The following is a 25,091-nucleotide window of genomic DNA, read 5'->3' as shown; positions in this document are numbered from 1 at the left end:
GCGGCGTCCGTCGCTGCCGCACGACTGCCCCTCCCGCAGGGCGCTCCGCGGCGGGGGTGGGTCGGTAGGTTGTGCGCGTGAACGCGCTGCAGTGGGTGTGCCTCGTCGTCGTCGCGGTGGCGACCGTCGTCGGCGTGGGTCTGTTCGTGCGCGGGGCGACGACCATCGCGCGGACCACGGCGGTGGGTCGGCCGGCGCCCGGCCGGCTGCGGCCCGTCGGGCAGCGGCTGGGCACGCTCGCGCGCGAGGTCCTGGGCCACGGCCGGTTCCAGCACCGGCCCGTCGTGCGCGCGGCGCACTGGGTCGTCATGGTCTCGTTCCCCGTGCTCGCGGTGACGCTCGCGACCGGGTACCTCCAGGTCGTCGCGCCCGACGCCGCGCTGCCGCTGATCGGTCACCTCGTCCCCCTCGAGTGGGCCGTCGAGGCGCTGGCGTGGACGTCGCTCGTCGGGATCGTCGCGCTGATCGTGCTCCGCCTGCGGATCCGGCCGCGCGCGTCGCAGCCCGAGGCCGTGCAGCGTCGCTCCCGGTTCTTCGCCTCCACGCAGTGGCAGGCGTTCTACGTCGAGGCGACCGTGCTCGTCGTGGTGCTCGCGGTGATCGCGCTGCGCGCGCTCGAGCACGCGCTCGCCGCCGCGCAGGGCGACCCGGTCGCGTCGGCCGTGCACTTCCCGACGACCGCCTGGCTGGGCGCGTCCCTCGAGGGTGCGACGACGAGCGCGCTGGAGACCGCGATCGTCGTGGTGGCGACCGTCAAGATCGTCGTGTCGATGACGTGGCTCATGGTGATCGGGCTGCAGCCGACGATGGGCGTGGCCTGGCACCGCTTCCTGGCCCTGGTCAACGTGTACGCGCGGCGCGAGCCGGACGGCGCCCCCGCGCTGGGTCCGCTGCAGCCGCTCACGCTCGCGGACGGCACCCCCGTCGACCTGGCCGCGCTCGAGGACCTGCCCGACGACGCGCGCCTGGGCGTCGGCGCGATCGAGGACTTCACCTGGAAGGGCCTGCTCGACTTCGCGACCTGCACCGAGTGCGGGCGGTGCCAGGACCAGTGCCCGGCGTGGGCCACGGGCAAGCCGCTGTCGCCCAAGGTCGTGACCCTGTCGCTGCGCGACCACGCCGCCGCGACCGCCCCGTACCTGATGACGCCCACCGGTGAGCAGACGCCGGACCAGTCCCACGCGGGCCTCGACCTCATCGGCACCGGCGTCATCGACCCCGACGCGCTGTGGGCGTGCACCACGTGCGGGGCGTGCGTGCAGCAGTGCCCCGTGGACATCGAGCACGTCGACGCGATCGTCGACATGCGGCGCTACCAGGTGCTCATGGAGTCCGCGTTCCCCAAGGAGCTGGGCGGGACGTTCACCAAGCTCGAGCGCCAGGGCAACCCGTGGGGGCTGCCCGCGCGCGCCCGCATGGACTGGGCCAAGGGGCTCGACTTCGAGGTCCCGGTGGTCGGTGCCGACGTCGAGTCCGCGGCGGACGTCGACTACCTGTTCTGGGTCGGGTGCGCGGGCGCCTACGAGGACCGTGCCAAGCGCACGACGAGGGCGGTCGCCGAGCTGCTGCACGCGGCGGGCGTCTCCTTCGCGGTGCTGGGCGACGGCGAGACCTGCACGGGCGACCCCGCCCGCCGCGCGGGCAACGAGATGCTCTACCAGATGCTCGCGGCCCAGAACGTCGAGGTCCTCGGCGAGGTGGGCGCCCAGCGCATCGTGGTGACCTGCGCGCACTGCTTCAACACCATCAGCCGGGAGTACCCGCAGCTCGGCGGCCGGTACGAGGTGGTGCACCACACGGTCCTGCTGGAGAACCTGGTCGCGGACGGCCGCCTCACGCTGCTGCCCGCGGACGACCCCCGGGTCGACGGGCGGACCGTGACCTACCACGACCCCTGCTACCTGGGCCGGCACAACCAGGTCTACTCGCCGCCGCGGGAGCTGCTCGGCGCGATCCCCGGCGTCCAGCTCGCGGAGATGCCGCGCCACGGCAAGGACGCGTTCTGCTGCGGCGCGGGCGGCGCCCGCGTGTGGATGGAGGAGTCCGTCGGCACGCGCATCTCCACCGCGCGGGCCACCGAGGCCATCGCCACCGGCGCCGACGTGATCGCGACCGCGTGCCCCTACTGCACGGTCATGCTCTCCGACGGCGTCGCGGCCGCGGCCTCGAACGCCGCTTCGGGCACAGCACCAGGCACCGGACCGGGCACAGCGCCGGGCACAGCGCCGGACGCAGGCGCGCACGCGGCACCGGCCGACGCCTCGACACCGAGCACGCCCTCGTCGGCCCGTCCGGTGCAGGTCGGGGTCCCGGAGGTGACGGACATCGCCGTCCTCCTCCGCGACCGCCTGAGCCCCACCCCCTGACCCACCTCGCGACCCCCGACTCGTCAGAGAACCACCACGTCGTCAGAGATTCAGCACCTCGTCAGAGATGGCTGACGACCCACTGAACCTTTGACGACTCGGTGAGGAGTCGCCACGGCGTCGGCGAGGGCGGGGTGCTCAGAGGTCGGCCGGGTCGATCAGGAAGTCGGCCTCGTCGGCGATCTCGCCGCCCACCGCGGCGTGGAGCGCACGCGTCACGGCCATGACCACGGGGGCCGCCCGCGTGCGGGCCACGCGGTGCTCGAGCGACGGCTTCTCGACCTCGAGCTGCTCGATCAGCATCGGCTCCCAGCGCACGCGGTAGGCGACGACCCCGCGCTCGGTCCACGGCAGCCCGCGCAGCAGCGGCGGCAGCTCCGTCTCCTCGGCGACCTCGACCGCGACCGTGCCGTCCACGCCGAGGTCCACCAGCACGCCGAACGACTCGGCCGCGGGCGGCGCGGCCAGCATGAGCTCGTCGAACGCGGCGGCCTCCATCATGAGCCGCCGCCGCTCGAGCGGGTCCAGCACGCCGTGCTCCCGCAGCGTGTCCCGCAGCCCCGAGCCGCCCGGCTCGGGCATGCCCGGGACCGGGTGCCCCTCCTCGCGGCCGGCGCCGACCATCGGGCCGTTCCACTCGCTCGTCGGGACCGACAGCCGGGCCCGCGGCGCGGCCCGCTGCACCACCGCGAGCGCCTCCTCGGGCTCGACCCACCGGTCGGTGAGGACGGTCAGGTCGATCGCGCTCTCCATGTCCGGCACCAGGACCACGCCGAACTCGCCCGTGCGCACGGCGCCACCCAGCCGACGAGCCGCCGCGACGAGCCAGAGCAGCACGCGCTCCTCCTCGCGCACGGGCATCCCGTCGGGGAACGCGCGCTTGAGCCCGTTCCGGTCGCCGCCCGGGTAGGGCCGCTCGCCGCGCTCGCGCGTCGCCACGACGTCGAAGACGAGCTCGGTGGACGCGGGCAGGCCGAGCGCCACCACGTCGTCGGGCAGCACGGTGTACGGCCCGGTCAGCGTCGAGTGCCGGGTGAGCCGCAGCACTCGGGCGCCCGGCTCGCGCGCGGCCGCGGTCCCTCCGAGCCGCAGGCCGAACGCCGCGGTCAGCGGTCGGGACCGCTGCGTCGGGGTGTCGCCGGCCGGGTCCTCCCAGCGGGCGTTGAGGAACCTGCTCGCGGCCAGGACCTCGACCTCGTCGGGCTCGACCCCGCCCGGCAGCGCGAGCAGGTGCCGGCGCCGCAGGTCCGGGTCCGCCGTGAGCGGGAGGCGCGGCACCGGGCTCACACCTCCGTGCGGTGGAAGCTCTGCCAGGACCGCGAGGCCGTCGGGCCGCGCTGGCCCTGGTACCGCGAGCCGTAGCGCTCGGACCCGTACGGGTGCTCGGCGGCGGAGGACAGGCGGAAGAAGCACAGCTGCCCGATCTTCATGCCGGGCCACAGGATGATCGGCAGCGTCGCCACGTTGGACAGCTCGAGCGTCACGTGGCCGGAGAAGCCGGGGTCGACGAAGCCGGCGGTCGAGTGCGTGAGCAGCCCCAGCCGGCCCAGGGAGGACTTGCCCTCCAGCCGTGCCGCGACGTCGTCGGGCAGCGTGACCTGCTCGTACGTGGAGCCGAGGACGAACTCGCCGGGGTGCAGCACGAACGACTCGCCCGTAGGCACGTCGACCAGCCGGGTGAGGTCCGGCTGCTCGGCCGCGGGGTCGATGACCGGGTACTTGTGGTTGTCGAACAGCCGGAAGAACCGGTCGAGGCGCACGTCGATGCTCGACGGCTGGATCATCGCCGGCTCGTAGGGCTCGAGGCCCACGCGGCCGGACTCGAGCTCGGCCCTGATGTCACGGTCGGAGAGCAGCACGGGGCCACGGTAGTGCCCCGCGGCGGCGCGTCCTACGCCGTCCGGGGACCGGTATCGCCGGGGTGGGTGCCGCGGCCCTGGCGCCCCGCTATAGTCCTGTCTCGTGAGGCGCATGGGAGCGCTCTCGCACCCACCCTGAGTGGTCACCGCCGACGAGGGACGCACGGCAGCGTCGCGGCAGCGAGCGACCCGGCGACGATCACCGCGAGAGGCACCACCGATGCGCTACGGGCACTTCGACGACGAGGCACGCGAGTACGTCATCACGACGCCGCACACCCCGTACCCGTGGATCAACTACCTGGGATCGGAGCAGTTCTTCTCGCTGCTGTCCCACCAGGCCGGTGGCTACTCGTTCTACCGCGACGCCAAGATGCGCCGCCTGACGCGCTACCGCTACAACAACATCCCCGCGGACGCGGGCGGCCGCTACCTGTACGTGAACGACGGCGGCGACGTGTGGACGCCGTCGTGGCTCCCGGTCAAGGCGGACCTGGACCACTTCGAGGCGCGGCACGGCCTGGGCTACTCGCGCATCACGGGCGAGCGGAACGGCGTGCGCGTCGAGACCTCGTTCTTCGTGCCGCTCGGCGAGACCGCCGAGGTGCAGAAGGTCACGGTCACCAACACCTCGGACGCCGCCAAGAGCCTCACGCTCTTCTCGTTCGTCGAGTTCTGCCTCTGGAACGCGCAGGACGACCAGACCAACTACCAGCGCAACCTCTCGATCGGCGAGGTCGAGGTCGAGCAGGACTCGCCGCACGGCTCCGCGATCTACCACCGCACGGAGTACCGCGAGCGCCGCGACCACTACGCCGTGTTCGCCGTGAACACCCCCGCCGCGGGCTTCGACACGGACCGGGACACGTTCGTCGGCGCCTACAACGGGCTGGGCGAGGCGGCGGTGCCGCGCGCGGGCCGCTCGGCCGACTCGGTCGCGTCCGGCTGGTACCCGATCGGCTCGCACTCGGTCGTCGTCGAGCTCGCGCCCGGCGAGTCCCGCGACCTGGTCTACGTGCTGGGCTACGTGGAGAACCCCGACGAGGAGAAGTGGGCGGACGACGCCCACCAGGTGGTCAACAAGGAGCGCGCGCACGCGCTGCTGGGCCGGTTCGCCACCGCGGAGCAGGCGGACGCCGCGCTCGTCGAGCTGCAGGACCACTGGACCCGGCTGCTGTCGACGTACTCGGTCCGCTCGGACGACGAGAAGCTCGACCGCATGGTCAACGTGTGGAACCAGTACCAGTGCATGGTCACGTTCAACATGTCCCGCTCGGCCTCGTTCTTCGAGACCGGGATCGGGCGCGGGATGGGCTTCCGCGACTCCAACCAGGACCTGCTCGGCTTCGTCCACCTGATCCCCGAGCGCGCGCGCGAGCGGATCATCGACATCGCCTCGACGCAGTTCCCCGACGGCTCGGCGTACCACCAGTACCAGCCGCTCACGAAGCGCGGGAACAACGACATCGGCTCCGGCTTCAACGACGACCCGCTGTGGCTCATCGCGGGCACCGCGGCGTACGTCAAGGAGACGGGCGACTTCTCGATCCTCGACGAGCCCGTGCCGTTCGACAACGAGGACGGCACCGAGGTCCCGCTGTTCGAGCACCTCACGCGCTCGTTCGAGTTCACGGTCGCGAACCGCGGCCCGCACGGCCTGCCCCTGATCGGCCGGGCCGACTGGAACGACTGCCTCAACCTCAACTGCTTCTCGACCACCCCCGGCGAGTCCTTCCAGACCACCGAGAACCAGGCGGGCGGGGTCGCCGAGTCGGTGTTCATCGCCGCGCAGTTCGTGCTCTACGGCGAGCAGTACGCCGAGCTCGCGGAGCGCCGCGGCCTCGCCGACGTCGCCGCCCGGGCGCGCGACCTCGTCGCCGAGATGCGCCAGGCGATCCTCACGGACGGCTGGGACGGGCGCTGGTTCCTGCGGGCGTACGACTACTACGGCAACCCGATCGGCACCGACGCGCACGACGAGGGCAAGATCTGGATCGAGCCGCAGGGCTTCGCCGTGATGGCGGGCGTCGGCGTGGGCGAGGGACCGCACGACGAGTCCGCGCCGGCGGTCCAGGCGCTCGACGCGGTCAACGAGATGCTGGCGACCGACCACGGCATGGTGCTGCAGTACCCGGCGTACACCACCTACCAGGTACACATGGGCGAGGTCTCGACGTACCCGCCCGGGTACAAGGAGAACGGTGGCATCTTCTGCCACAACAACCCCTGGGTGATCATCGCCGAGACGGTGCTGGGCCGCGGCGCGCGCGCGTTCGACTACTACAAGCGCATCACGCCGGCGTACCGCGAGGACATCTCCGACGTGCACCGCCTCGAGCCGTACGTGTACGCGCAGATGATCGCGGGCAAGGAGGCGGTCCGCCACGGCGAGGCCAAGAACTCCTGGCTCACCGGCACCGCGGCGTGGAACTTCGTCACCGTCTCGCAGCACCTGCTCGGCGTGCGGACCGACTACGACGGGCTCGTCGTCGACCCGCAGATCGGCCCCGAGGTGCCGCAGTTCACGGTGACGCGCGTCGCGCGCGGCGCGACGTACGAGATCGTCGTGACGAACTCGGGCGCCGACGGCGCCCGCGGCTCGCTCGTCGTCGACGGCACGCCCGTCGAGGGCAACCTGGTCCCCTACGCGCCCGCCGGCTCGACCGTGCGCGTCGAGGTCACGCTCTGACAGCCGAGGGGGAACCACGATGACCGCTGCGCCCGGTGTCGACGAGGAGTCGGGCGTCGAGCTCGACCCGCGCGTGCTCCGGCTCCGCAGCGGGGTGTGGGAGCTCGACGTGCTGCCGGACACCGGCGCGGCGCTCGCGGCCGGGCGGATCCGCACGCGTGAGGGCTGGCGCGACCTCCTGCGGCCGACGCCCGCCGGCGGCCGGGGCGTGCCGGAGCGGTGCGCGAGCTTTGTCATGGTCCCGTGGTCCAACCGCGTCCGCGGCGGCGTGCTGCGCTACCGGGGACAGACCTGGCGGCTGCAGCACGACGGCGCGGACGGCACCGCGATCCACGGCGCCACCCGGTACGCGTCGTGGGGCATCGAGGCACGCTCGCCGGGGTCGGTGACGCTCTCGCTCGACACGAGCGACCTGATCGGGATCAACTTCCCGTGGCGGTTCGTCGCCCGCGTGACGTACGCGCTCGACGGCGGCCGGCTGACGGTCTCGACCAGCGTGCAGAACGTGGACGTCGAGCCGTTCCCGGCCGGGTTCGGGCACCACCCGTACCTGCGCCGGTCGCTGGTGGCACCGGGCGCCACCCCCTCGTCGTCGGCGCAGCCCGTGCTGCACGTGCCGGCCGAGCGCGGCTACCCGCTCGAGGCGGGCATGGCGGTCGGCCCGGCCGGCCCGGTCCCGCCGCGTGCGGACTTCCGCCGTCCCCGGCGGCTGGGCGCAGGCTTCGTCGACGACGTCCTGACCGGCTGGGACGGGACGGTCGGGATCCAGTACGACGAGGGCGTGCGCGTGGACCTCACCGCGGACCCGACGTACTCGCACGTCGTGCTCTACGCGCCCCAGCGGCGTGCGTACTTCGCCGTCGAGCCCGTGACCAACGTCAACGACGCGTTCACGCTGCACGCCGCGGGCGTCCCCGGCACCGGCGTCCTCGAGCTGCAGCCCGAGGAGGTCCGCACGGCGCGGTTCACGCTGGACGTGACGCCCTCGGAGGCGTGACCGGACCCGTGCGGCGGCCCGGCCGGGTGACCGGGATCACCCGGGTGAGGCCTGTGGACGGACCCGGCCGACCCGGCGCGGCCGTGCCAGGATTGTGGCGAATCCACGACCAGGGGAGCTCTCTCATGCGTGCCATCACCCGGATCGTCGGCGCAGGTGCCGCCGCGACCCTCGCCCTCACCCTCGCCGCGTGCAGCGACTCGTCGGACGGCACGGCGGCGCCCGCGCAGACGGCGGTCTCGCAGGGCACCGACCAGGACGCGGGGCAGGACGCCGGCCAGGACGCCGGCTCTGACGCCACGACGAGCACGCCCGCGGCCGGCGACGGCGCGGGCACGGACGCCGGCGCCGAGCTCACGGCGGAGAACTTCGCCGACGCCCTCTCGAGCGCGATGAGCCAGGACACGCGCTACCGGATGACCACGACCACCACCGGGTCGGGCGTCGAGTCCACCACGGTCGCCGAGGTCGTGGTGCAGGGCGGCAAGGTCTCCACCAGGTCGGTCACCAAGGCCGCGGGGCAGGAGTCGACCGTGATCCTCGTCGGGTCCGACTACTACATGAACATGGGTGCCCTGACGGACGGCAAGTTCTTCAAGCTCGACGGCGACTCGAGCCCGATGGCCGAGCAGCTGCAGCAGATGGCGGACAGCAGCTCGCTGAAGGAGCAGCTCGCGCCGCTCGACGACGCGATCCAGTCCGTCGAGAAGGTGGGCGAGGAGGACGTCGCGGGCATCCCGACCACCCACTACACGGTGGTGCTCGACATGTCGGCCGTCACCGACGCCCTCGGAGGCCTGGCGGGCGAGACGGCCGCGCCCGACGCGGGCGACGGCACGACGCTCTCCACCGACTACTGGCTCGACGCGGACAACCGCCTGGTGAAGAGCACCACGGAGATCATGGGCTTCACGTCCGAGTCGGTCTTCTCCGACTGGGACGACTCGAGCATCCGCGTCGAGGCGCCGAGCGCGGACCAGCTCACCGACGTGGACCCGTTCGCCTCGCTGGGCAGCTGACCTCCCGGTGCGTGCCGCCGGGTCGCGGCGGCGCGCATCCGGGTGAAGATTGCCCCGGGGGACCTTTCGACCCTGTGTGTCCGTCGGTCGGCTGGCACCATGACTGCCGACCAGCACCAGACCCCAGGGGGACACACGCATGCGCGCCACCACCCGTGCCTTCGCCGTCGGCTCGGCTGCGGCACTCGCCCTCGTCCTGACCGCGTGCGGCACGGACTCCGCGGGCGGGCCGGCCGAGACCGTCTCGGCGACCTCGGCACCGAGCGACGTCGCGAGCGACCCGGGCCAGCCGTCCACGCCGGACGGGCCGGCGGAGCTGACGCGCGAGCAGTTCGTCGACGTGAACCAGCAGGCGATGCAGGAGGTGTCGCGGTACCGCTACACGATGTCGGCCACCGGCGGACCGAACGAGCTCAGCTTCGCCTACGACGTGGTGCTCGACGACGAGGACACCCGGGTCGGCATGACCATGACGTCGCAGGGCATGGAGGCCACGACGGTGATCGCCGACGGGATGTACTACATGAACCTGGGCGAGCTGTCCGGGAACAAGTACGTCATCATCGACCCGGCTGACACGCAGAACCCCCTGGCGAGCCAGCTCCCGGACCCGCAGCAGCTGGCGCAGGCGGGGCAGAACGCGCAGTTCGACGACGCCCTGGTCGAGCTCGAGGCCGTCGGGGTCGAGGAGATCGCGGGCGTCCCCGCCATGCACTACACGATGACGCTCGACACCGCGGCCTACGTCGAGGCGATGTCGGGCAACCTGGGTGGCATGCTCGAGGACGCCATGGCCCAGCTGCCGGAGACGATGACCTCCGACGCGTGGCTGGACGCCGAGGGCCGGACGGTGCAGACCGTCTCGGAGTTCCAGGGCGTCACGACCACCATGACCTTCGGCGACTGGGACGACGAGAGCGTCACCGTCGAGGTGCCGCCGGCGGACGAGCTGATCGACTGGCAGGACGTCGACACCACCGCGTAGCGCTCACAGGCGCAGGCTCAGCGTGCGGCCCCAGTCGTGGACCGCGAACGTCTCGAAGCCGAGGCGAGCGTAGAAGGCCTGCGCCCCGGTGTTGCGGTCGTCGACGCCCAGGTGGACGCCCGTCACGCCGCGGGCGCGCAGCGCCTCGGCCAGCGTGCCGATGAGCCGCCGGCCCCAGCCCTGGCCCTGCAGCCGCGGGTGCAGGTCGATGTGCAGGTGCGCGGGGAACTCGTCGTACTGCGGCTCGGGTGCGGTGGGCCAGGTGTGGATGCGCTCGACCAGGACGTGGTCCTGCGTGCCGTCGCCCGGGTCGCCGACCCGGGGGTGCTGCGCGCGCAGCACCGGCCACCAGTGCTCGTCGAGCCACCGGGCGAAGCCGAGGGAGTCCGCGGTCGCCACCACGTAGCCCACGACGCCGTCGTCGTCGGCCACGACGAACGTCAGCGACGGGTCCGCGACCGGGTACGGCCCGGCGTACAGGTGCCCAAGCAGGTCCGGGTCGCGGTAGAGGCCGCTCGCGTCGCCGCCCGCCTCCCCGGTGAGCAGGCACAGCCGGTAGACGCCCGGCAGGTCGGACGGGTGGAACGGACGGATGATCGGCGCCATCCCCCGATCCCACCACCTCCGGTCCGGCCGCGGGCCCATCTCTCTCCTGGCGCGCGCCGTCGTGGTTACGGAGTAGTAACTTACGGTTCCGTAGGTTACGGTGGTCGCATGACCTCGCCCGTGACGGGCACCACACCCGAGAGCTTCCGGGTGGCCTCCCCCGTCGACCTCCCCACGCTCCCCGACGAGCCGCTCACGGCCGCGCTCGAGCGTGCCGCGACGGACCACCCGCAGCGCGTCGCGGTCGACTTCCTGGGCGCGACGACCACGTATGCCGAGCTGGCCGACGAGGTCGCGCGCGCCGCGGGCGCCCTGCTCGCACTCGGCGTCCGGCCCGGTGACCGCGTGGCGATCGCGCTGCCGAACTCGACCCAGCACCTCGTGGCGTTCCAGGCCGTGCTGCGGGTCGGCGGCGTGGTCGTCGGGCACAACCCGACGTACTCGGCCGGCGAGCTCGCGCACCAGCTCGCCGACTCCGGTGCGTCGGTCGCGCTCGTGTGGACCAAGGCCGTGCCCGCGGTGCTCGAGGCCCGCGACCGCACGGACCTGCGCGCGGTCGTCGCCGTCGACCTGGCGCACGACCTGCCCCGCGCGTCGCGGTGGGCGCTGCGGCTGCCCGTGGCCAGGGCGCGGCGGACCGCCGCGGCGATGCGCGGCCCGGTCCCGGCCGACGTCCCGCTGTGGCACCGGCTCGTGCACGCCGCGACCCCCCTGCCGGCCGACCACCCCCGCCCGTCCTCGTCGGACGTGGCCCTGCTGCAGTACACCGGCGGGACCACGGGCACGCCCAAGGCCGCCGTGCTGACGCACCGCAACCTGGTCGCGAACGCCGTGCAGGGGCACGCGTGGACGCGGCACGAGCGCGGACGCGAGGTGGTCTACGGCGTGCTGCCGTTCTTCCACGCGTTCGGGCTGACCCTCTGCCTGTCCTACGCGGTGCGGATCGCCGCGACGCTCGTCGTGCTGCCCTCGTTCGACCCCGCGCTGGTCCTCGCGGCGCAGCGCCGCCGGCCCGGCACCTTCCTGCCGGCGGTCCCGCCGATGCTCGACCGCCTGGTCACGTCCGCCGAGGAGGCCGGCGTCTCCCTGCGCTCGTTCACGCACGCGATCAGCGGCGCCATGGCGCTGCCGGCGGCGACCGCCCGGCGCTGGGAGGAGGCGACGGACGGGCTCGTCGTCGAGGGCTACGGCATGACGGAGACGTCCCCGGTCGCGCTCGGCAACCCGTTCGACGCGTCCCGGCGGCCCGGCGCGCTCGGGCTGCCGTTCCCGGGGACCGACGTGCGGGTCGTCTCCCAGCAGGACGTCACCGCGGACGTGGCGCGCGGCGAGCCGGGCGAGCTGCTGGTGCGCGGGCCGCAGGTGTTCGCCGGGTACTGGGGGCGGCCCGACGAGACCGCGGAGCAGCTCCTGCCCGACGGCTGGCTGCGCACCGGCGACGTGGTCCGCGTCGACGACGACGGGTTCGTCGTCCTCGTCGACCGGATCAAGGAGATGATCGTGACCGGCGGCTTCAAGGTGTACCCCTCGCAGGTCGAGGACCACCTGCGCACCATGCCCGGCATCCGCGACGTCGCGGTGGTCGGCGTGCCGGGCGGGGACCTGGGCGAGTCCGTCGTCGCCGCCGTCGTGCTCGACGAGGGGCAGGACGTCGACCTCGCGGCCGTGCGCGACTGGTGCGCGCGGCACCTCGCTCGCTACGCCGTGCCGCGCCGGCTCGTCGTGCTGCCGGACCTCCCGCGCTCGCAGGTGGGCAAGGTCCTGCGCCGCGTGGTCCGCGACCAGGTCCTGGCGCTCCCGGCCTGACGCCTCCGCACCGGCCACCGCCCGGCTTTTCGCGGCGGCGCGGTGCGTGGGTATGCTGTCGGGGCCGAGCTCGACCGGCGCCGGGATCCCCGGGACGGTCAAGTGAAGGTCACGCGGGTGTAGTTCAATGGTAGAACTTCAGCTTCCCAAGCTGATGGCGCGGGTTCGATTCCCGTCACCCGCTCCCTGACGCGGTCGCCGTCGAGGTGGTCGCCCCTGATCTGGTCGCCCCGCCTCAGAGGCGGAACGCGGCGATCGTGCCGGACATGTCGCCGGCCAGCGCCACGACGCCGTCCATGTGCTCGTCCACCTCGGCCAGCGCCTGCGAGCTCGCGTCCGCCGCGGTGGCCACGCCGGTGATGCTGGCGGCGATCTCGCCCGCTCCCTGCGCCGCCTCGGCGACACCCCGCGACATCTCGTTCGTCGTCGCCGTCTGCTCCTCGACCGCCGAGGCGATCGTGAGCTGGTAGTCGTTGATCGACGCGATGATCGCGGAGATCTCGTCGATCGCCGCGGCAGCGCCGCTCGAGTCGTGCTGGATGGCCTCGACGCGGCGCGCGATGTCCTCGGTGGCGCGCGCGGTCTCGTTCGCGAGCTCCTTGACCTCACCGGCCACGACCGCGAACCCCTTGCCCGCCTCGCCCGCGCGCGCCGCTTCGATGGTGGCGTTCAGGGCGAGCAGGTTGGTCTGCTCCGCGATCGAGGTGATGACCTTGACGACGTTGCCGATCTCCTGGGAGGAGACGCCCAGCCGCGTCACGGTGTCGTTGGTGGAGGCCGCGACCGTCGTCGCCTGGCCGGCCACCTTCGCGGCCTGCGTCGCGTTCTGCGCGATCTCGCGGATCGAGGCGCCCATCTGCTCGGCACCCGCCGCGACCGCCTGCACGTTGCGCGACACCTGGTCCGCCGCCGCCGCGACGACGCCGATCTGCGCCGACGTCTCACGGGCCGCCCGGGCGCCGGTCGACGAGACCTCCCGCAGCTCGCCCGCGGTGCCCGTGGTCCGGTCCGCGGTCCGCGCGACCTTCCCGACGAGCGCGGCGACCGACTCCATCGCCCCGTCGATCGCGGCGCCCGCGAGCGAGATCTCCCCGCCGCCCGTGAGGCCGGTCCGCTGGGTGAGGTCGCCCTGGGCGAGCGCGAGCGCGACCTCGCGGATGCGCGCGGCCGGGCGGGCGACGTCGCGCGTGACCTTGCGGGCCGCGTACGTCGCGAACGCGGCCGTGAGCAGCCCGACGACGACGAGCACGAGCGTGCCGCGCTCCTGCGCCGCGCGCTGCTCGTCGCGCAGCACCTCGACGCGCTCGCGCGCGGAGGACTGCGCGGTCTCGGCGAGGTCGAGGACCTCGTCGTACGACGCCCCCGCGGCACCCTCGTTGATCGAGGTCAGGGCGGCGCGGTAGTCGGCGGGGTCACCGGTGGCGAGCAGGGCGACCACCTCGTCGTCCCCGGCGAAGAACGACTCCCACGCGCCGTCGAGGCCCGCGAACGCGGTCTGCTCGGCGGGCGTGGCGCCCGTGGTGTCGAGGTCGGCGAGCCACGTCCGCACGGCGTCCTCGGTCTCCAGCAGCGAGCCGCGGTTGTACGAGTCGTCCGCGAGCGCGTCCTGCGGACCGAGCGCCGCCACGTCGGCGACGACGAGCCCCTGCCAGCCGGTCGCGTCGGCGATCTGGAAGCGCGCCTCCTCGGCGAGCCGGACGATGCGGTCGGCCTGGGCGATGCTCTGGGCGTACGCGCGCTGCGTCTGAGCGGTCACGACCCCCAGCGCGATCGCGGCCACGATGGCCGCGGTCATCAGCCCGAACACCAGGGACATGCGCAGCCCGATCGACTGCCCGCTCCAGCCACGCATCGTGCGTTCCCGTCTCGACCCGCCGGACCGGACGTCCGGACAGCCGTCCTATCGACCGGCCGGCGCGCGGCCGGAGAGGTCGTGGCCGACGTCACACGCGCCGCGACCGCCGGGCGCCGCGCGCCACGTGCGCAGCGCGATCCCGCCCCGAGGCGCGCACGGGGCCCACAGCAGCACCGCTCTCGGGCACGGAACGGGTCGTCGCCGTGGCACCTCCCGGCAGCCCGCGCCGGATGCCCCCGAACCCGGACGACACCGGCGTCCCCGCGTCCTCGTCGCATCTCGTCCCCTGCGCCGCAAGCCCCGCCGGCCGGCGCATGCGCCAGACTCTGCGTGTGATCGACGCGCTGTCCACGCCCGCGCCGGGCGACGTGCGCGCGGAGGACGTCTGGAGCGGCCTGCCGGGAGCACCTCCCCCGCCGACCGAGGACGAGCTGCGGCGGGCCCGCGCGGACGCCGAGTCGCTGCTCGCGGACCACGGCGTCACGTACGGCGCGGACGGCGACCAGGGCCCGTGGCGCCTGGATCCGCAGCCCGTCGTGGTCGACGAGGAGGAGTGGGCGCGCCTCGACGCCGGCCTGGTCCAGCGCGCCGAGCTGCTCGACGCGGTCCTGGCCGACCTGTACGGGACGCGCCGGCTCCTGACCGACACGCTGCTGCCGCCCACCGCGGTCGTCGGGCACCCCGGCTTCCTGCGGGCCGTCGACGGACTGCGGCTGCCGGGCGGCCGCGAGCTCGTCCTGACCGCCACGGACCTGGCGCGCGGCGACGACGGCGGCTGGTACGCCATCGCGGACCGCGCGCAGGCGCCCTCGGGCGCGGGGTACGCGATGGAGGGCCGCCGCGTCGTCGCGCAGGTGCTCGCGGGCCTGTACCGGCAGACCCCGATCCAGCGCCTGGGTCCCTTCTTCCGCGCGCTGCGCCAGACGCTGCGGGACGTGGCCCCGCCGTCGGCCGACGAGCCGCGCATCGCGATGCTCACCCCCGGCCCGGGCAGCGAGACCGCGTTCGACCAGGCCTACCTCGCGTCGATGCTGGGCCTGCCGCTCGTGGAGGGCTCGGACCTCGTGGTCCGCGAGGGTCGCGTGTGGATGCGCGCGATCGGCGGCGCGGAGCCCGTCGACGTGCTGCTGCGCCGCGTCGACGCGCCGTGGTGCGACCCGCTCGACCTGCGCGCGGGCTCGCGGCTCGGCGTGCCCGGTCTGGTCCGTGCGCTGCGCGCCGGCAACGTGTCGGTGGTCAACCCGCTCGGCTCGGGCGTGCTCGAGAACCCCGCGGTGCTCGCGTCCCTGCCCCGCCTCGCCCGGACCGTGCTCGGCCAGGACCTGCTCCTGCCGTCCGCGCCCACGTGGTGGTGCGGCGAGGCCGCGTCGCTCGCGCACGTGCTCGCGCGGCTCGACGAGCTGGTGCTCGTGCCGTCGTCCCGGGAGGACAGCGCGGTCCTGGGCTGGACGCTCGACGCGGCCGGCCGCGACGCGATCGCCGCGCGCATCGCCGCCGAGCCGTGGCGCTGGTCGGGGCAGGAGCGCGTCGGCGGCGGCGCGGTCGTCGAGGCGGCGGAGCCGACCGGGCAGTCGAGCGGGCCGACGGCGCCGACGGCCTCCGACGAGCGCGGTGCCGGCGTGGGCGTGCTGCGCACGTTCGCCGTCGCGCACCGCGGCAGCTACACCGTCATGGCCGGCGGGCTCGGCCGGGTGGCGGCCGGTCCGGTCGTCTCGTCGAGCACCGGCGCGGTCGCCAAGGACGTGTGGGTGCTGACCGCGCAGACCGACCCGAGCACCGAGCCCGCGGACCTACCGGTCGCGTCGACCGCCGTGCGGCGCCGCGGGCCGGTCGGCATCTCGCCGCGCACCGCGGAGAACCTGTTCTGGCTCGGCCGATACGCCGAGCGCGCCGAGGACCAGGTGCGCGACCTGCGCGTCGTCGTCGACCGCTGGGACGACTTCCACGGCCGTCCCCGCTCCGCCGGCGGGCGGGCGCTCGCCGCCCTGGTCGCCGCGGTGCGGGACCCGGACGTCGCCGACCAGCCGACGCTGCGCGCGCTCGCGCTCGACCGCGCGCGGCCGGACTCCGTCGCCGCCTCCGTCCGCGGGATCCACGCGGCCGCCGCCGCGGCGCGCGACCAGCTCTCCACCGACACGTTCGGGCCGCTGGCCCGCATCGACCGCGCGCTGCGCACCGAGCGTGCGCGGCAGCGGGGGACGGACGACGCCGACGAGCCCCGAGCCGCGACCGCCGGCCTGCGCCCCGTCCTGGACCGGACCCTCGAGGGTCTGCTCGCGGTCGCGGGCATCGTCGCCGAGGGCCTGGTGCGGGACGTCGGCTGGCACCTGCTCGACGCGGGCCGCCGCGTGGAGCGGGCGCAGCACCTCGTCGTGTCGCTGCAGCGCACGCTCGTCGACCTGCTCCCGCGGCCCGTCGAGGCGCACGTGGTCGACTCGCTGCTGCTCGCGCACGACTCCTCGATCACGTTCCGCCGGCTCTACCCCGACGACGCGGGCGTGGCCGGCCTGCTCGACCTCCTGGTGCGCGACGAGGACAACCCGCGCTCGCTGGCGTTCAGCCTCGCGCGGCTCACCGAGGACCTGGCGGGCGCGGCCATGCGCTCGCGCTCGACCGAGCAGCTCGACCGCCTGCTCGCCGACGTGGTGGACCTGGTCGCCGAGCTCGACCCGGTCGCGGCCGCGGAGCCCGACGCCGAGGGCCGGCGCACCCGCCTCGCGGAGCTCCTGGAGTCGATGCACTGGCGCCTGCTCGCGGTCGCCGACGAGATCCAGGCCGCCCACTTCGCCCGCCCCGCGACCGCGCGCGCCCTCGACGACCCGTGGGACGCGGCCGACGAGGAGGAGGCGCCGTGAGCCGCACGTACGACCTGGTGCACCGCACCACGTACACCTACCCGCAGCAGGTGACCGACTCCTACGGCCGCACCGTGATGACGCCGCGCGACGTGCCCGGCCAGGCCTGCGTGGCCACGCGCGTGGACGTCGAGCCCCGGCCGGCCGACACCGCGTCGCACGTCGACTACTTCGGCAACCGCACCACGTTCTACTCGGTCACCCAGCCGCACGACCGGCTCGTCGTGACCGCGCGGTCGACGATCGAGGTCAGCCGCACCCGGCCCGACCGCGCCGAGCTGCCGCGGGTGGCCTGGGACGACGCGGCGCGCTCGGTCGTCACGGGCGACCAGGCGGCAGCGGCGTCGCCCGAGGTGCTGGTCGCGCTGCGCGAGATGGTGCTGCCGTCCCCGCACGTGACGTTCGTCGACGAGGTGCGCGCCTGGGCGGCGCCCTCGTTCCCGCCCGGGCGTCCGCTGGGCGACGTGATCGTCGACCTGTGCCACCGCATCCGGCACGAGCTCACGTACCGCACGGGCTCGACGACCGTGCACACGACGCAGGCGCAGCTCCTCGCGCAGGGCACGGGCGTGTGCCAGGACTTCGCGCACCTGATGGTCGCGGCGCTGCGGCTGCACGGCGTGCCCGCCCGGTACGTGAGCGGCTACATCGAGACCCAGCCGCCACCCGGGCGCGAGAAGCTGCGGGGCGCCGACGCGTCCCACGCGTGGGTCTCGGTCTGGCTGCCCGGCGCGGGCTGGGTGGACGCCGACCCGACCAACGACCAGCTCGTCGACGACCGGTACGTCGTGCTCGGCTGGGGCCGGGACTACCACGACGTGCCGCCCCTGCGCGGCGTGATCTTCACCGAGGGGGCCGGCTCGCGGCTCACGGTGCAGGTCGACCTGGTGCCCGCGGGGTCGCCCGTCTTCGAGTGACGGGTCAGCGGCGCGCGGCGGACCGGCGGTCGAGCTCGTCGGGCGCCACGACGAACCCGCCCGCGTCCACCACGGTGCCGCCCGCGGACCGCAGGAGGGCGGCGACGACGCGCGCGAGCGTCGGCGCCACGCGCTGCCGCGCGATCGCGGCGAGGGGCGAGTCCGCGGCCTCGTCGGGGGACCGCCACGTGACGCGGTACGCCCACGGACCGTACTCGCGCCAGCCGAGCGTCGAGAGCACCAGCGGCGCGTCCAACGGCCGCCCGGAGCTCAGCGTCACCTCGCCGTCGTAGTCGAACGTCGCCGTGACCCCGCACGGCTGCGGGCCCCCGCCGGCCGGCGTGGGCAGCTCCGTGGGCTGCACGCGCGCGCCGACCATCGCGGGCCGGACCACCGCGAGCACCTCGGCCGGCGCGAGCGGCACGGGCGACCACAGCGTCAGGTCGACCGCGGCCGCCGGGTCGGGGACGACCGCCTGCGCGCGCTGCGCCGGGACCACCGCCCCGGCTGCGTGCCGCGCGGCGGCGACGCACCAGCCGCGGACCTGCGCGGTCTCCTCGCCCGCGAGCGCGTACAGCGCGAGCGGACCGGCCACACGCAGCCCGCTCGCCCGGGTGGCGTCGGCGTCGAGCGGGTGCGGTCCGACGAGCGTGCTCGCGCCGGTCAGGCGCAGCTCGCCCGGCTGCGCGGCCACCGCGTCCTCGACGACCATGCCGCGGAACCGTGCGCCCGTCATCGGTCGCTCGGTCGAGGTCCGCGCCGCGACGGGCTCGCGGAGCCACGCGGCGTCGGCGAACCACGCCGACGCCAGGGCGAGGACGTCCGGGCCGCCCGTGGGCAGTGCGAGCACGCTGCGGCCGTCGAGCACCGGCGGGAGAGCCACGTCCATGCGCCGCACGCTAGGGCCGGTGACCGCACCGGGTGCTACGGGCGTGTGACGGCCGTGTTGACAACCCGGGCTCGGGCTGCCGACGTGGACCGTCGTCCACCGGTCCCGGGACGTTGTCCACCGTCGTCCACAGGCATGCTCGTGACGATTTCCACGATGTGCGTAACCCTGTGGACAACTGCGCGTCCGAGGTGACGCAACGCACCCCACGCGGGGTGCCCCGGGCGGGGTGCCCCGGGCGGGGCGAGCGGGTCAGGCGCGGACGTCGTGCACGTGGTGCACCACGTCGTGCAGGAAGTACTGGCCCAGCGTCCGCACGGTGAAGAACGAGCCGTTGGAACGCCGGCCCGTGCGCTCCCACGCGTCGTGCGGGACGGCGTCGAACGCGGCCGCCACGGCCTCGCCCGCGTCGGCCAGCTCCTCGGCGACGACCACCGGGTCCTGCTCGTCGTACCGGTCCTCGACCGCGGTCGCGTCCTGGTCCCAGTTCGCGAACAGCGGGTCCTCGTGCGCGAGCATCAGCGCCAGGCGCTCGTCGAACACCCGGAACACGTCCCGCACGTGCGCGCCGTACTCGAGCGTGGACCACACGCCCGGCTCCGGCCGCTGCCGCGCGTCGTCGCGGTGCAGCGCCGCGAGGTAGCGCGGGACCAGGTCCCGCACGGTCGCGCCGATCTGCTCCGGCTCGACGTCGGCGGCCGTGAAGCCGCACTCGCCGCACCGCTCGTGCAGCACCCAGGTCCAGTCCTTCTCGTCGGGCACGATCTGACCATCCGCCATGCCCCGACGCTAGCGCGCCCGGCCGGCTCTCGGGGGCACCGGTCAGAGGACGCCCGCGGCCGTGAGGTCCGCGTGCTCCGCATCCGTGAGGAGACGGGAGCGGATCAGGAAGCGGACGCCCTCCGGGGCCTCGAGGCTGAACCCCGCGCCGCGGCCCGGCACCACGTCGATGGTCAGGTGGGTGTGCTTCCAGTACTCGTACTGCGCCTTGGTCATCCACACCGGCACCGTCACGGGGCCGGTGTCCTCGTCGCCCACCTGCAGGTCGCCCAGGTGCTCGTCGACGTCCCCCGTGAGGAAGTCGCCCGCGGGGTAGCACATGGGCGACGAGCCGTCGCAGCACCCCCCGGACTGGTGGAACATCAGCTCCCCGTGCTGCGCCCGCAACGCGCGCAGCAGCTCCGCCGCCGCCGCGGTCACCGCCACCCGCTCGACCACGCCACGCCTCCTCGCTCCTCAGGCCCCGGGTGGTCCGCCGCCTCGTGCCGGCGGCGGACCACCCGGGCTCCCCGTGCCGGTCCGGTCAGAAGAAGCCGAGCTTGGTGCCCGAGTAGCTCACCAGCAGGTTCTTGGTCTGCTGGTAGTGGTCGAGCATCATCTTGTGGTTCTCGCGGCCGACGCCCGAGCCCTTGTAGCCGCCGAACGCCGCGGCCGCCGGGTACGCGTGGTAGCAGTTGGTCCACACCCGCCCGGCCTCGATGTCGCGGCCGGCGCGGTAGGCGATCGCCTGCTCGCGCGACCAGACGCCTGCCCCCAGCCCGTACAGGGTGTCGTTGGCCGTGTGGATCGCGTCGGAGTAGTCGGCGAAGGACGTCACCGCGACCACCGGGCCGAAGATCTCCTCCTGGAAGATCCGCATCGAGTTCTTGCCCTCGAACACGGTCGGCTGCATGTAGTAGCCGTCCGCCAGGTCGCCGTCCAGGTGCGCGCGCTCGCCGCCCGTGAGCACCTTGGCGCCCTCGGCCTTGCCGATGTCGATGTAGCTGAGGATCTTCTCGAGCTGGTCGTTGGACGCCTGCGCGCCGATCATCGTCTCGGTGTCCAGCGGGTTGCCCTGCTTGATCGCCTCCACGCGCCGGATGCCGTCGGCCAGGAAGTCGTCGTAGATCGACTCCTGGATGAGCGCGCGGGACGGGCACGTGCACACCTCGCCCTGGTTGAGGGCGAACATCGCGAAGCCCTCGAGCGCCTTGTCGTAGTAGTCGTCCTTCGCCCGCGCGACGTCCTCGAAGAACAGGTTGGGGCTCTTGCCGCCCAGCTCGAGCGTCACGGGGATGATGTTCTGGCTGGCGTACTGCATGATCAGCCGGCCCGTCGTCGTCTCGCCCGTGAACGCGATCTTGCGGATCCGCGACGACGACGCGAGCGGCTTGCCCGCCTCCGCGCCGAACCCGTTGACCACGTTGACGACGCCCGGCGGCAGCAGGTCCGCCAGGAGCTCCATGAGCACCAGGATCGACACCGGCGTCTGCTCGGCCGGCTTGATCACCACCGCGTTCCCGGCCGCGAGGGCGGGCGCCAGCTTCCACGTCGCCATCAGGAGCGGGAAGTTCCACGGGATGATCTGCCCGACCACGCCCAGCGGCTCGTGGAAGTGGTACGCGACGGTGTCCTCGTCGATCTGGGAGATCGACCCCTCCTGCGCCCGGATCGCGCCCGCGAAGTAGCGGAAGTGGTCGATCGCCAGCGGCAGGTCGCACGCCAGGATCTCGCGGATCGGCTTGCCGTTCTCCCACGTCTCCGCGACGGAGAGCATCTCGAGGTTCTCCTCCATCCGGTCGGCGATCTTGTTGAGGACGATCGCGCGCTCGGTCGCGGACGTCTTGCCCCACGCGCGCGCCGCCCCGTGCGCGGCGTCCAGCGCGAGCTCGATGTCGTCGGCGTCGCCGCGGGCGACCTCCGCGAACGTGCGGCCCGTGACGGGCGACGGGTTGTCGAAGTAGCGGCCGTTGGTGGGCGCGACGAGCTCGCCGCCGATCCAGTGGTCGTAGCGGTCGCGGAACGTGACCAGGCTGTCGGGGGTGCCGGGTGCTGCGTAGACGGTCATCGTCGGGCTCCCTTCGGGTGCGCCGGGCGCCCGGGGGCGGGGCGGCCGGAGCGCGGCACCGTTGCCGCGCGCTGCACGCGACGCTAGGCACGCGAGGGTTGCAGCACCGTTGCAGGGTCCGGCAGCCCGTTCCGACGAGCCGTCCGACCTGCGGCGCCGCCGCCAGGGTGCGAGCCTGGAGCCGGGCGGCCGGGGTCGAGCCAGGGTCACGGCGCCCGCCCCCACGCCGGGAGGAGGTCGGGATGGAGGGCACCGGGACCACGTCGCGCACCGGCCGGGACGGCGACGGCGGACGCACCGGCTCCCCGCCGAGCGACCCGCTCGACGCCGAGGCGCCGGGCACCATCGCCGTCGACGAGCGGGAGCCGCACGTGCTGCGGATCACGGGAGCGGCGGACGCGCTCACGGTCGAGCAGACGTGCGCGCGCGAGGGGCTGGACCCGATCGCGCTGGGCCGCGCCCTCGCCGCCGCCGGGGTCACCGAGATCGACCTCAGCGAGGCGACGTTCATCGACTCGTCGGTGCTCGCGCTGGTCGTGAGCCTGATGCCGGCGCTGCGGCCCGCCCACCTGCGCGTGCGCGGGGCCACCGGCTCGGTGCTGACCGTGCTCACCGTGACCGGCCTGGACGCGCTCGTCGAGCTCTGCTGACGCGGCGGCGTCGCTCCGCCTCCCGGACCTGGCCGCATCTGCCGTATCCGGCCGTACGTAGCCGTGCCCGGTCGTGCCTGGCCGAACCCGGTCAGCCCGCGAGCGCCGCCCGCAGGAAGGCGATGTCCTCGTGCTGGCGCTCGGCCGGCGTCTCGACCAGCGCGTCGCAGCCCGCCTCGCGGACCACGTGCGCGATGAGCTCGGGCGGGATCGTCCCCTTGGCGAAGCTCGCGTGCCGGTCGCGGCTCGACCCGGCCTCGTCCCGCGAGCTGTTGGCGTGCACCAGGTCGATGCGCCCGGTGATCGCCACGAGGCGCTCGACGATCGTCTCGAGGTCCTCCCCCGCGGCCCACGCGTGGCAGGTGTCCAGGCAGATCCCGACGTCGTACTGCCCGATCGCGTCCCAGAGCATCGCGATCCGGTCCAGGGTGCGGGCGCACGCGTTCTCCCCGCCCGCGGTGTTCTCCACCAGGACGCGCACCGGGAACTGCGCGCGCTCGAACAGCTTGCGCCAGTTCTCGACCCCGACCGCGACGTCGTCCCCGTCCCCCACGTGACCGCCGTGCACGACGAGCCCGCGCACCCCCAGCGCCGCGGCGGCGGCGGTGTGCTGGGCGACCATGTTCCGGCTCGGGATCCGGATGCGGTTGTTGGTCGACGCGACGTTGACCAGGTAGGGCGCGTGCGCGTAGATCCCGAGCCCGCTCGCCGTCAGGGCGTCGGCGTCCGGGCGGGGCACGGGCTTCTTCCAGCCCTGCGGGTCCGCCAGGAAGATCTGCACGCAGTCCGCGCCGACCTCGGCCGCCGCGGCGACCGGGTCCTCGCCGTGCGCGTGCGCACCGATCAGCGCCACGTCATCGCCTCCGTCGTGCTCGTCGTCCTGCTGCTCGTCCTGCCCGCCCCGGCCACGGTCACCCGACGTCCGCGGAGCGGCCCAGGGCCGCCAGCGCGCGCGTCTGACGGTCCGCGTCGGGACCGACCTCGAGCGCCGGCCCGCACACGCCGTCGCTCCGGATCATCTCTCCCATCGCGGCGACGAGCCCTTCGATGACGTCCAGGTCGGCGTCCTCGAACGGGTACGCGCGGCCGTCCGCCGCCGTCACGTCCCACCGGTGCGCGACCATGTCGAACCCGATGAACGTGTCGAGGGTCGCGCCGACCGTGGTCGTGCTGCCCAGGCTCTCGTACTCCTGCTCGACGAAGCCCGGACGCGCCAGCGCCTCGTGCACCTGCGCCGTGTGCACCCGCCAGGCGGCGGAGGGGTCGGCGAGGTCCGGCCGAGCACCCAGCTCCGCCCCGTGCCGCGCCAGGAGGTCACGCTGCGAGTCGACCAGGTGCGCGACCACGTCCCGGCCCGTCCAGCCCGCGCACGGCGACGCCGCGTCCCAGCCGGCCGGCGACACCGCGTCGATCGCCGCCTGCATCCCCGCCGCACCCTCGTCGTAGCGCTCGATCGTCGTCTGCTCGCTCATGCCGGCGACGCTAGACGACCCCACCGACACGCGCCCGCGGACCGCCGGCGACGCTCAGGCGCCGGCCGGACGTCCCAGCTCGGCCTCGAGGCGGCGGAGCTGCGCCACCGCGCGCAGGTGGCCCGCCGAGCCCGGCACGCTCGCCGCCGCGAGCGTCCGCCACGCACCGAAGTCGTCGGCCCCCTCGTCGGACGCGGCCCACCGGATGATCACGCGCGGGTCGCGCGAGGCCAGGACGGCCGCGCGCACCTCGTCGGACACCGCGGCGCGGACGCGCGCGACGCCGGGCGAGGACGACCGCGGCAGGACGGGGCCGGTGTAGGACCCGACGGCGTCCGCGACGTCGCCGAGCGCCAGGGCCGCGCGCACCCCGTCCACGTCGGTCCGCACGGCGCGCGTCAGCCGGTACGGCCGCGACTCGCTCAGCAGCGGGCCGACCGCGCGCCGCAGCCGCGAGACCTCGGCCCGCACGGTGACACCGCTGAGCTCGGACTCGCTCAGCAGCACCGCGAGCTCGTCGGCGGACAGCCCCGCCGGGTGCTCGGCGAGCAGCAGCAGGATCTCCGCGTGCCGCCGGGACAGCCGGTGCGCCGCACCGTCCACCACGAGCGTGCCGCCCTGGCTGCCGAGCACCCGCAGGGTCGGGGCGGGGGGACCCGCCGTCGGGCTCGTCGTGCCGCGCCCGACGGTCGCCTCGATGGCCGTCGCGGTCGCGCGCACCAGCTGCATCGCCATCCCGGACGCGACCTCGGGACCACCCGTGATGTCGAGGACGCCGAGCACGCGCCCGCTCGAGTCGTGCAGCGGCGCCGCCGCGCAGCTCCACGGGTGCACGGGTCGCGCCCAGTGCTCCGAGCCGACCACCTGCACCTCGCGGTTGGTCGCGAGCGCCGTGCCGGGCGCGTTGGTGCCCGCGCAGTCCTCGCTCCACACCGCACCCTCCACGAAGCCGGCGCGCCCGACCGCGTGCCGCACCCGGCGGTTCCCGTCGATCCACAGCAGCCGGCCGGTCGCGTCCGTGAGCGCGGCGACCCACTGCGGGTCGGCGTCCAGCAGGAGCCGCCGGGCCACCGGGAGCGCGGCGGTCAGCGGGGTCTCGCGGCGCAGGCCGGCGAGGTCGTTGTCGGACAGGTCGCTGCGCGGCGCCGGTCGCTCGGGGTCCACGCCGCTGCGGCGGCTGCGGCGCCAGGAGTCCGCGACGAGCCGGCGCACCTTGCTGTTGACCCGGCCCGTGGAGACGAAGTCCTCCTGCGCCGCGCGCACGTCGGGGTGCTCCGTCGTCGTCGACACACGCACCTC

The 25,091-nt window shown here is 74.4% G+C and carries 20 protein-coding genes and 1 tRNA gene; 10 read left to right on the top strand and 11 right to left on the bottom strand.

Translation table 11 applies throughout. The annotated features are described in order from the left end of the window. Positions 1-77: 77 nt before the first annotated feature. Positions 78-2,366, top strand: a complete 2,289-nt coding sequence (locus KIN34_RS05105) for a (Fe-S)-binding protein (protein WP_214347591.1) — start codon at positions 78-80, stop codon at positions 2,364-2,366. 138 nt (positions 2,367-2,504) lie between these two features. Here the strand turns inward: KIN34_RS05105 and KIN34_RS05100 are convergent, their stop codons facing one another. Further along, the gene (locus tag KIN34_RS05100; RefSeq protein WP_214347589.1) at positions 2,505-3,644 is read right to left on the bottom strand and encodes a hypothetical protein; all 1,140 of its coding nucleotides are present in this window, start codon (positions 3,642-3,644) and stop codon (positions 2,505-2,507) included. A gap of 5 nt (positions 3,645-3,649) precedes the next feature. Further along, positions 3,650-4,225 (bottom strand): dCTP deaminase, encoded by a 576-nt coding sequence (gene dcd, locus KIN34_RS05095; protein ID WP_214347587.1) that lies wholly within the window; start codon positions 4,223-4,225, stop codon positions 3,650-3,652. A gap of 220 nt (positions 4,226-4,445) precedes the next feature. On the opposite strand from dcd, the gene KIN34_RS05090 reads away from it, so the two are divergent. The 4 genes from KIN34_RS05090 (at position 4,446) to KIN34_RS05075 (ending at position 9,915) form a co-directional block, all read left to right on the top strand. Then, on the top strand, positions 4,446-6,914 hold the full coding sequence (locus tag KIN34_RS05090; RefSeq protein ID WP_214347585.1) for a glycoside hydrolase family 94 protein: 2,469 nt from the start codon (positions 4,446-4,448) through the stop codon (positions 6,912-6,914). 19 nt (positions 6,915-6,933) lie between these two features. Beyond that, on the top strand, positions 6,934-7,911 hold the full coding sequence (locus KIN34_RS05085; protein WP_214347583.1) for an aldose epimerase family protein: 978 nt from the start codon (positions 6,934-6,936) through the stop codon (positions 7,909-7,911). 125 nt (positions 7,912-8,036) lie between these two features. Continuing rightward, the gene (locus tag KIN34_RS05080; RefSeq protein ID WP_214347581.1) at positions 8,037-8,930 is read left to right on the top strand and encodes an SCO4651 family lipoprotein; all 894 of its coding nucleotides are present in this window, start codon (positions 8,037-8,039) and stop codon (positions 8,928-8,930) included. Positions 8,931-9,069: 139 nt separating this feature from the next. Further along, the gene (locus tag KIN34_RS05075; protein WP_214347578.1) at positions 9,070-9,915 is read left to right on the top strand and encodes an SCO4651 family lipoprotein; all 846 of its coding nucleotides are present in this window, start codon (positions 9,070-9,072) and stop codon (positions 9,913-9,915) included. Positions 9,916-9,918: 3 nt separating this feature from the next. Here KIN34_RS05075 and KIN34_RS05070 read toward each other — a convergent pair whose 3' ends face one another. Further along, positions 9,919-10,521, bottom strand: coding sequence for a GNAT family N-acetyltransferase (locus KIN34_RS05070; protein ID WP_214347575.1), 603 nt, complete (start codon positions 10,519-10,521; stop codon positions 9,919-9,921). A gap of 108 nt (positions 10,522-10,629) precedes the next feature. On the opposite strand from KIN34_RS05070, the gene KIN34_RS05065 reads away from it, so the two are divergent. Further along, a complete protein-coding gene (locus tag KIN34_RS05065; RefSeq protein WP_214347574.1) occupies positions 10,630-12,327 on the top strand; it encodes an AMP-binding protein in 1,698 nt (565 codons plus the stop codon). A 113-nt stretch (positions 12,328-12,440) separates the two neighbouring features. Then, positions 12,441-12,511: transfer RNA gene (locus KIN34_RS05060), tRNA-Gly, on the top strand. 51 nt (positions 12,512-12,562) lie between these two features. Here KIN34_RS05060 and KIN34_RS05055 read toward each other — a convergent pair. Continuing rightward, positions 12,563-14,179, bottom strand: coding sequence for a methyl-accepting chemotaxis protein (locus tag KIN34_RS05055; protein WP_237689045.1), 1,617 nt, complete (start codon positions 14,177-14,179; stop codon positions 12,563-12,565). Positions 14,180-14,514: 335 nt separating this feature from the next. On the opposite strand from KIN34_RS05055, the gene KIN34_RS05050 reads away from it, so the two are divergent. Together KIN34_RS05050 and KIN34_RS05045 are read left to right on the top strand one after the other, a co-directional pair. Next, a complete protein-coding gene (locus KIN34_RS05050) occupies positions 14,515-17,037 on the top strand; it encodes a circularly permuted type 2 ATP-grasp protein (RefSeq protein WP_307858095.1) in 2,523 nt (840 codons plus the stop codon). Then, complete coding sequence (locus tag KIN34_RS05045) at positions 17,034-17,954, top strand: transglutaminase family protein (RefSeq protein WP_214347568.1); 921 nt, start codon at positions 17,034-17,036, stop codon at positions 17,952-17,954. Before KIN34_RS05050 ends, KIN34_RS05045 begins: the two co-directional genes overlap by 4 nt. Before the next feature lie 4 nt (positions 17,955-17,958). Here the strand turns inward: KIN34_RS05045 and KIN34_RS05040 are convergent, their stop codons facing one another. The 4 genes from KIN34_RS05040 to exaC form a co-directional block, all read right to left on the bottom strand. Then, entirely contained in the window at positions 17,959-18,843 is an 885-nt protein-coding gene (locus KIN34_RS05040; protein WP_214347566.1) for a hypothetical protein, read from the bottom strand. A gap of 252 nt (positions 18,844-19,095) precedes the next feature. Continuing rightward, positions 19,096-19,623, bottom strand: a complete 528-nt coding sequence (locus KIN34_RS05035) for a DinB family protein (RefSeq protein WP_214347563.1) — start codon at positions 19,621-19,623, stop codon at positions 19,096-19,098. Positions 19,624-19,665: 42 nt separating this feature from the next. After that, on the bottom strand, positions 19,666-20,061 hold the full coding sequence (locus KIN34_RS05030) for a DUF779 domain-containing protein (protein ID WP_214347561.1): 396 nt from the start codon (positions 20,059-20,061) through the stop codon (positions 19,666-19,668). 85 nt (positions 20,062-20,146) lie between these two features. Beyond that, positions 20,147-21,670 (bottom strand): acetaldehyde dehydrogenase ExaC, encoded by a 1,524-nt coding sequence (gene exaC / locus KIN34_RS05025; RefSeq protein WP_214347559.1) that lies wholly within the window; start codon positions 21,668-21,670, stop codon positions 20,147-20,149. Between the two features lie 242 nt (positions 21,671-21,912). Here exaC and KIN34_RS05020 point away from each other — a divergent pair, with 242 nt between their 5' ends. Continuing rightward, the gene (locus KIN34_RS05020) at positions 21,913-22,320 is read left to right on the top strand and encodes an STAS domain-containing protein (protein WP_214347556.1); all 408 of its coding nucleotides are present in this window, start codon (positions 21,913-21,915) and stop codon (positions 22,318-22,320) included. A gap of 91 nt (positions 22,321-22,411) precedes the next feature. Here the strand turns inward: KIN34_RS05020 and KIN34_RS05015 are convergent, their stop codons facing one another. From KIN34_RS05015 to KIN34_RS05005, 3 genes are read right to left on the bottom strand one after another with little or no spacing between them, the layout of a single operon-like run. Continuing rightward, complete coding sequence (locus KIN34_RS05015) at positions 22,412-23,173, bottom strand: deoxyribonuclease IV (RefSeq protein ID WP_214347553.1); 762 nt, start codon at positions 23,171-23,173, stop codon at positions 22,412-22,414. A gap of 58 nt (positions 23,174-23,231) precedes the next feature. After that, entirely contained in the window at positions 23,232-23,792 is a 561-nt protein-coding gene (locus KIN34_RS05010; RefSeq protein WP_214347551.1) for a maleylpyruvate isomerase family mycothiol-dependent enzyme, read from the bottom strand. Positions 23,793-23,846: 54 nt separating this feature from the next. After that, positions 23,847-25,082, bottom strand: a complete 1,236-nt coding sequence (locus KIN34_RS05005) for a GAF domain-containing protein (protein ID WP_307858094.1) — start codon at positions 25,080-25,082, stop codon at positions 23,847-23,849. Positions 25,083-25,091: the final 9 nt, after the last annotated feature.

Origin of the sequence: Cellulomonas fulva (genome assembly GCF_018531375.1) — a bacterium.
GTDB classification, from domain to species: Bacteria; Actinomycetota; Actinomycetes; order Actinomycetales; family Cellulomonadaceae; genus Cellulomonas; species Cellulomonas fulva.
This window is presented reverse-complemented; position numbering and strand designations above follow the sequence as displayed.

Bases quoted from the DNA above. Each gene is read 5' to 3' on its own strand.
- KIN34_RS05020 (WP_214347556.1), top strand. From the start codon at position 21,913: ATGGAGGGCACCGGGACCACGTCGCGCACCGGCCGGGACGGCGACGGC.
- KIN34_RS05070 (WP_214347575.1), bottom strand. From the start codon at position 10,521: ATGGCGCCGATCATCCGTCCGTTCCACCCGTCCGACCTGCCGGGCGTC.
- KIN34_RS05085 (WP_214347583.1), top strand. From the start codon at position 6,934: ATGACCGCTGCGCCCGGTGTCGACGAGGAGTCGGGCGTCGAGCTCGAC.
- KIN34_RS05075 (WP_214347578.1), top strand. From the start codon at position 9,070: ATGCGCGCCACCACCCGTGCCTTCGCCGTCGGCTCGGCTGCGGCACTC.
- KIN34_RS05090 (WP_214347585.1), top strand. From the start codon at position 4,446: ATGCGCTACGGGCACTTCGACGACGAGGCACGCGAGTACGTCATCACG.
- KIN34_RS05040 (WP_214347566.1), bottom strand. From the start codon at position 18,843: ATGGACGTGGCTCTCCCGCCGGTGCTCGACGGCCGCAGCGTGCTCGCA.
- KIN34_RS05010 (WP_214347551.1), bottom strand. From the start codon at position 23,792: ATGAGCGAGCAGACGACGATCGAGCGCTACGACGAGGGTGCGGCGGGG.
- KIN34_RS05035 (WP_214347563.1), bottom strand. From the start codon at position 19,623: ATGGCGGATGGTCAGATCGTGCCCGACGAGAAGGACTGGACCTGGGTG.
- KIN34_RS05065 (WP_214347574.1), top strand. From the start codon at position 10,630: ATGACCTCGCCCGTGACGGGCACCACACCCGAGAGCTTCCGGGTGGCC.
- exaC (WP_214347559.1), bottom strand. From the start codon at position 21,670: ATGACCGTCTACGCAGCACCCGGCACCCCCGACAGCCTGGTCACGTTC.
- KIN34_RS05080 (WP_214347581.1), top strand. From the start codon at position 8,037: ATGCGTGCCATCACCCGGATCGTCGGCGCAGGTGCCGCCGCGACCCTC.
- KIN34_RS05055 (WP_237689045.1), bottom strand. From the start codon at position 14,179: ATGCGTGGCTGGAGCGGGCAGTCGATCGGGCTGCGCATGTCCCTGGTG.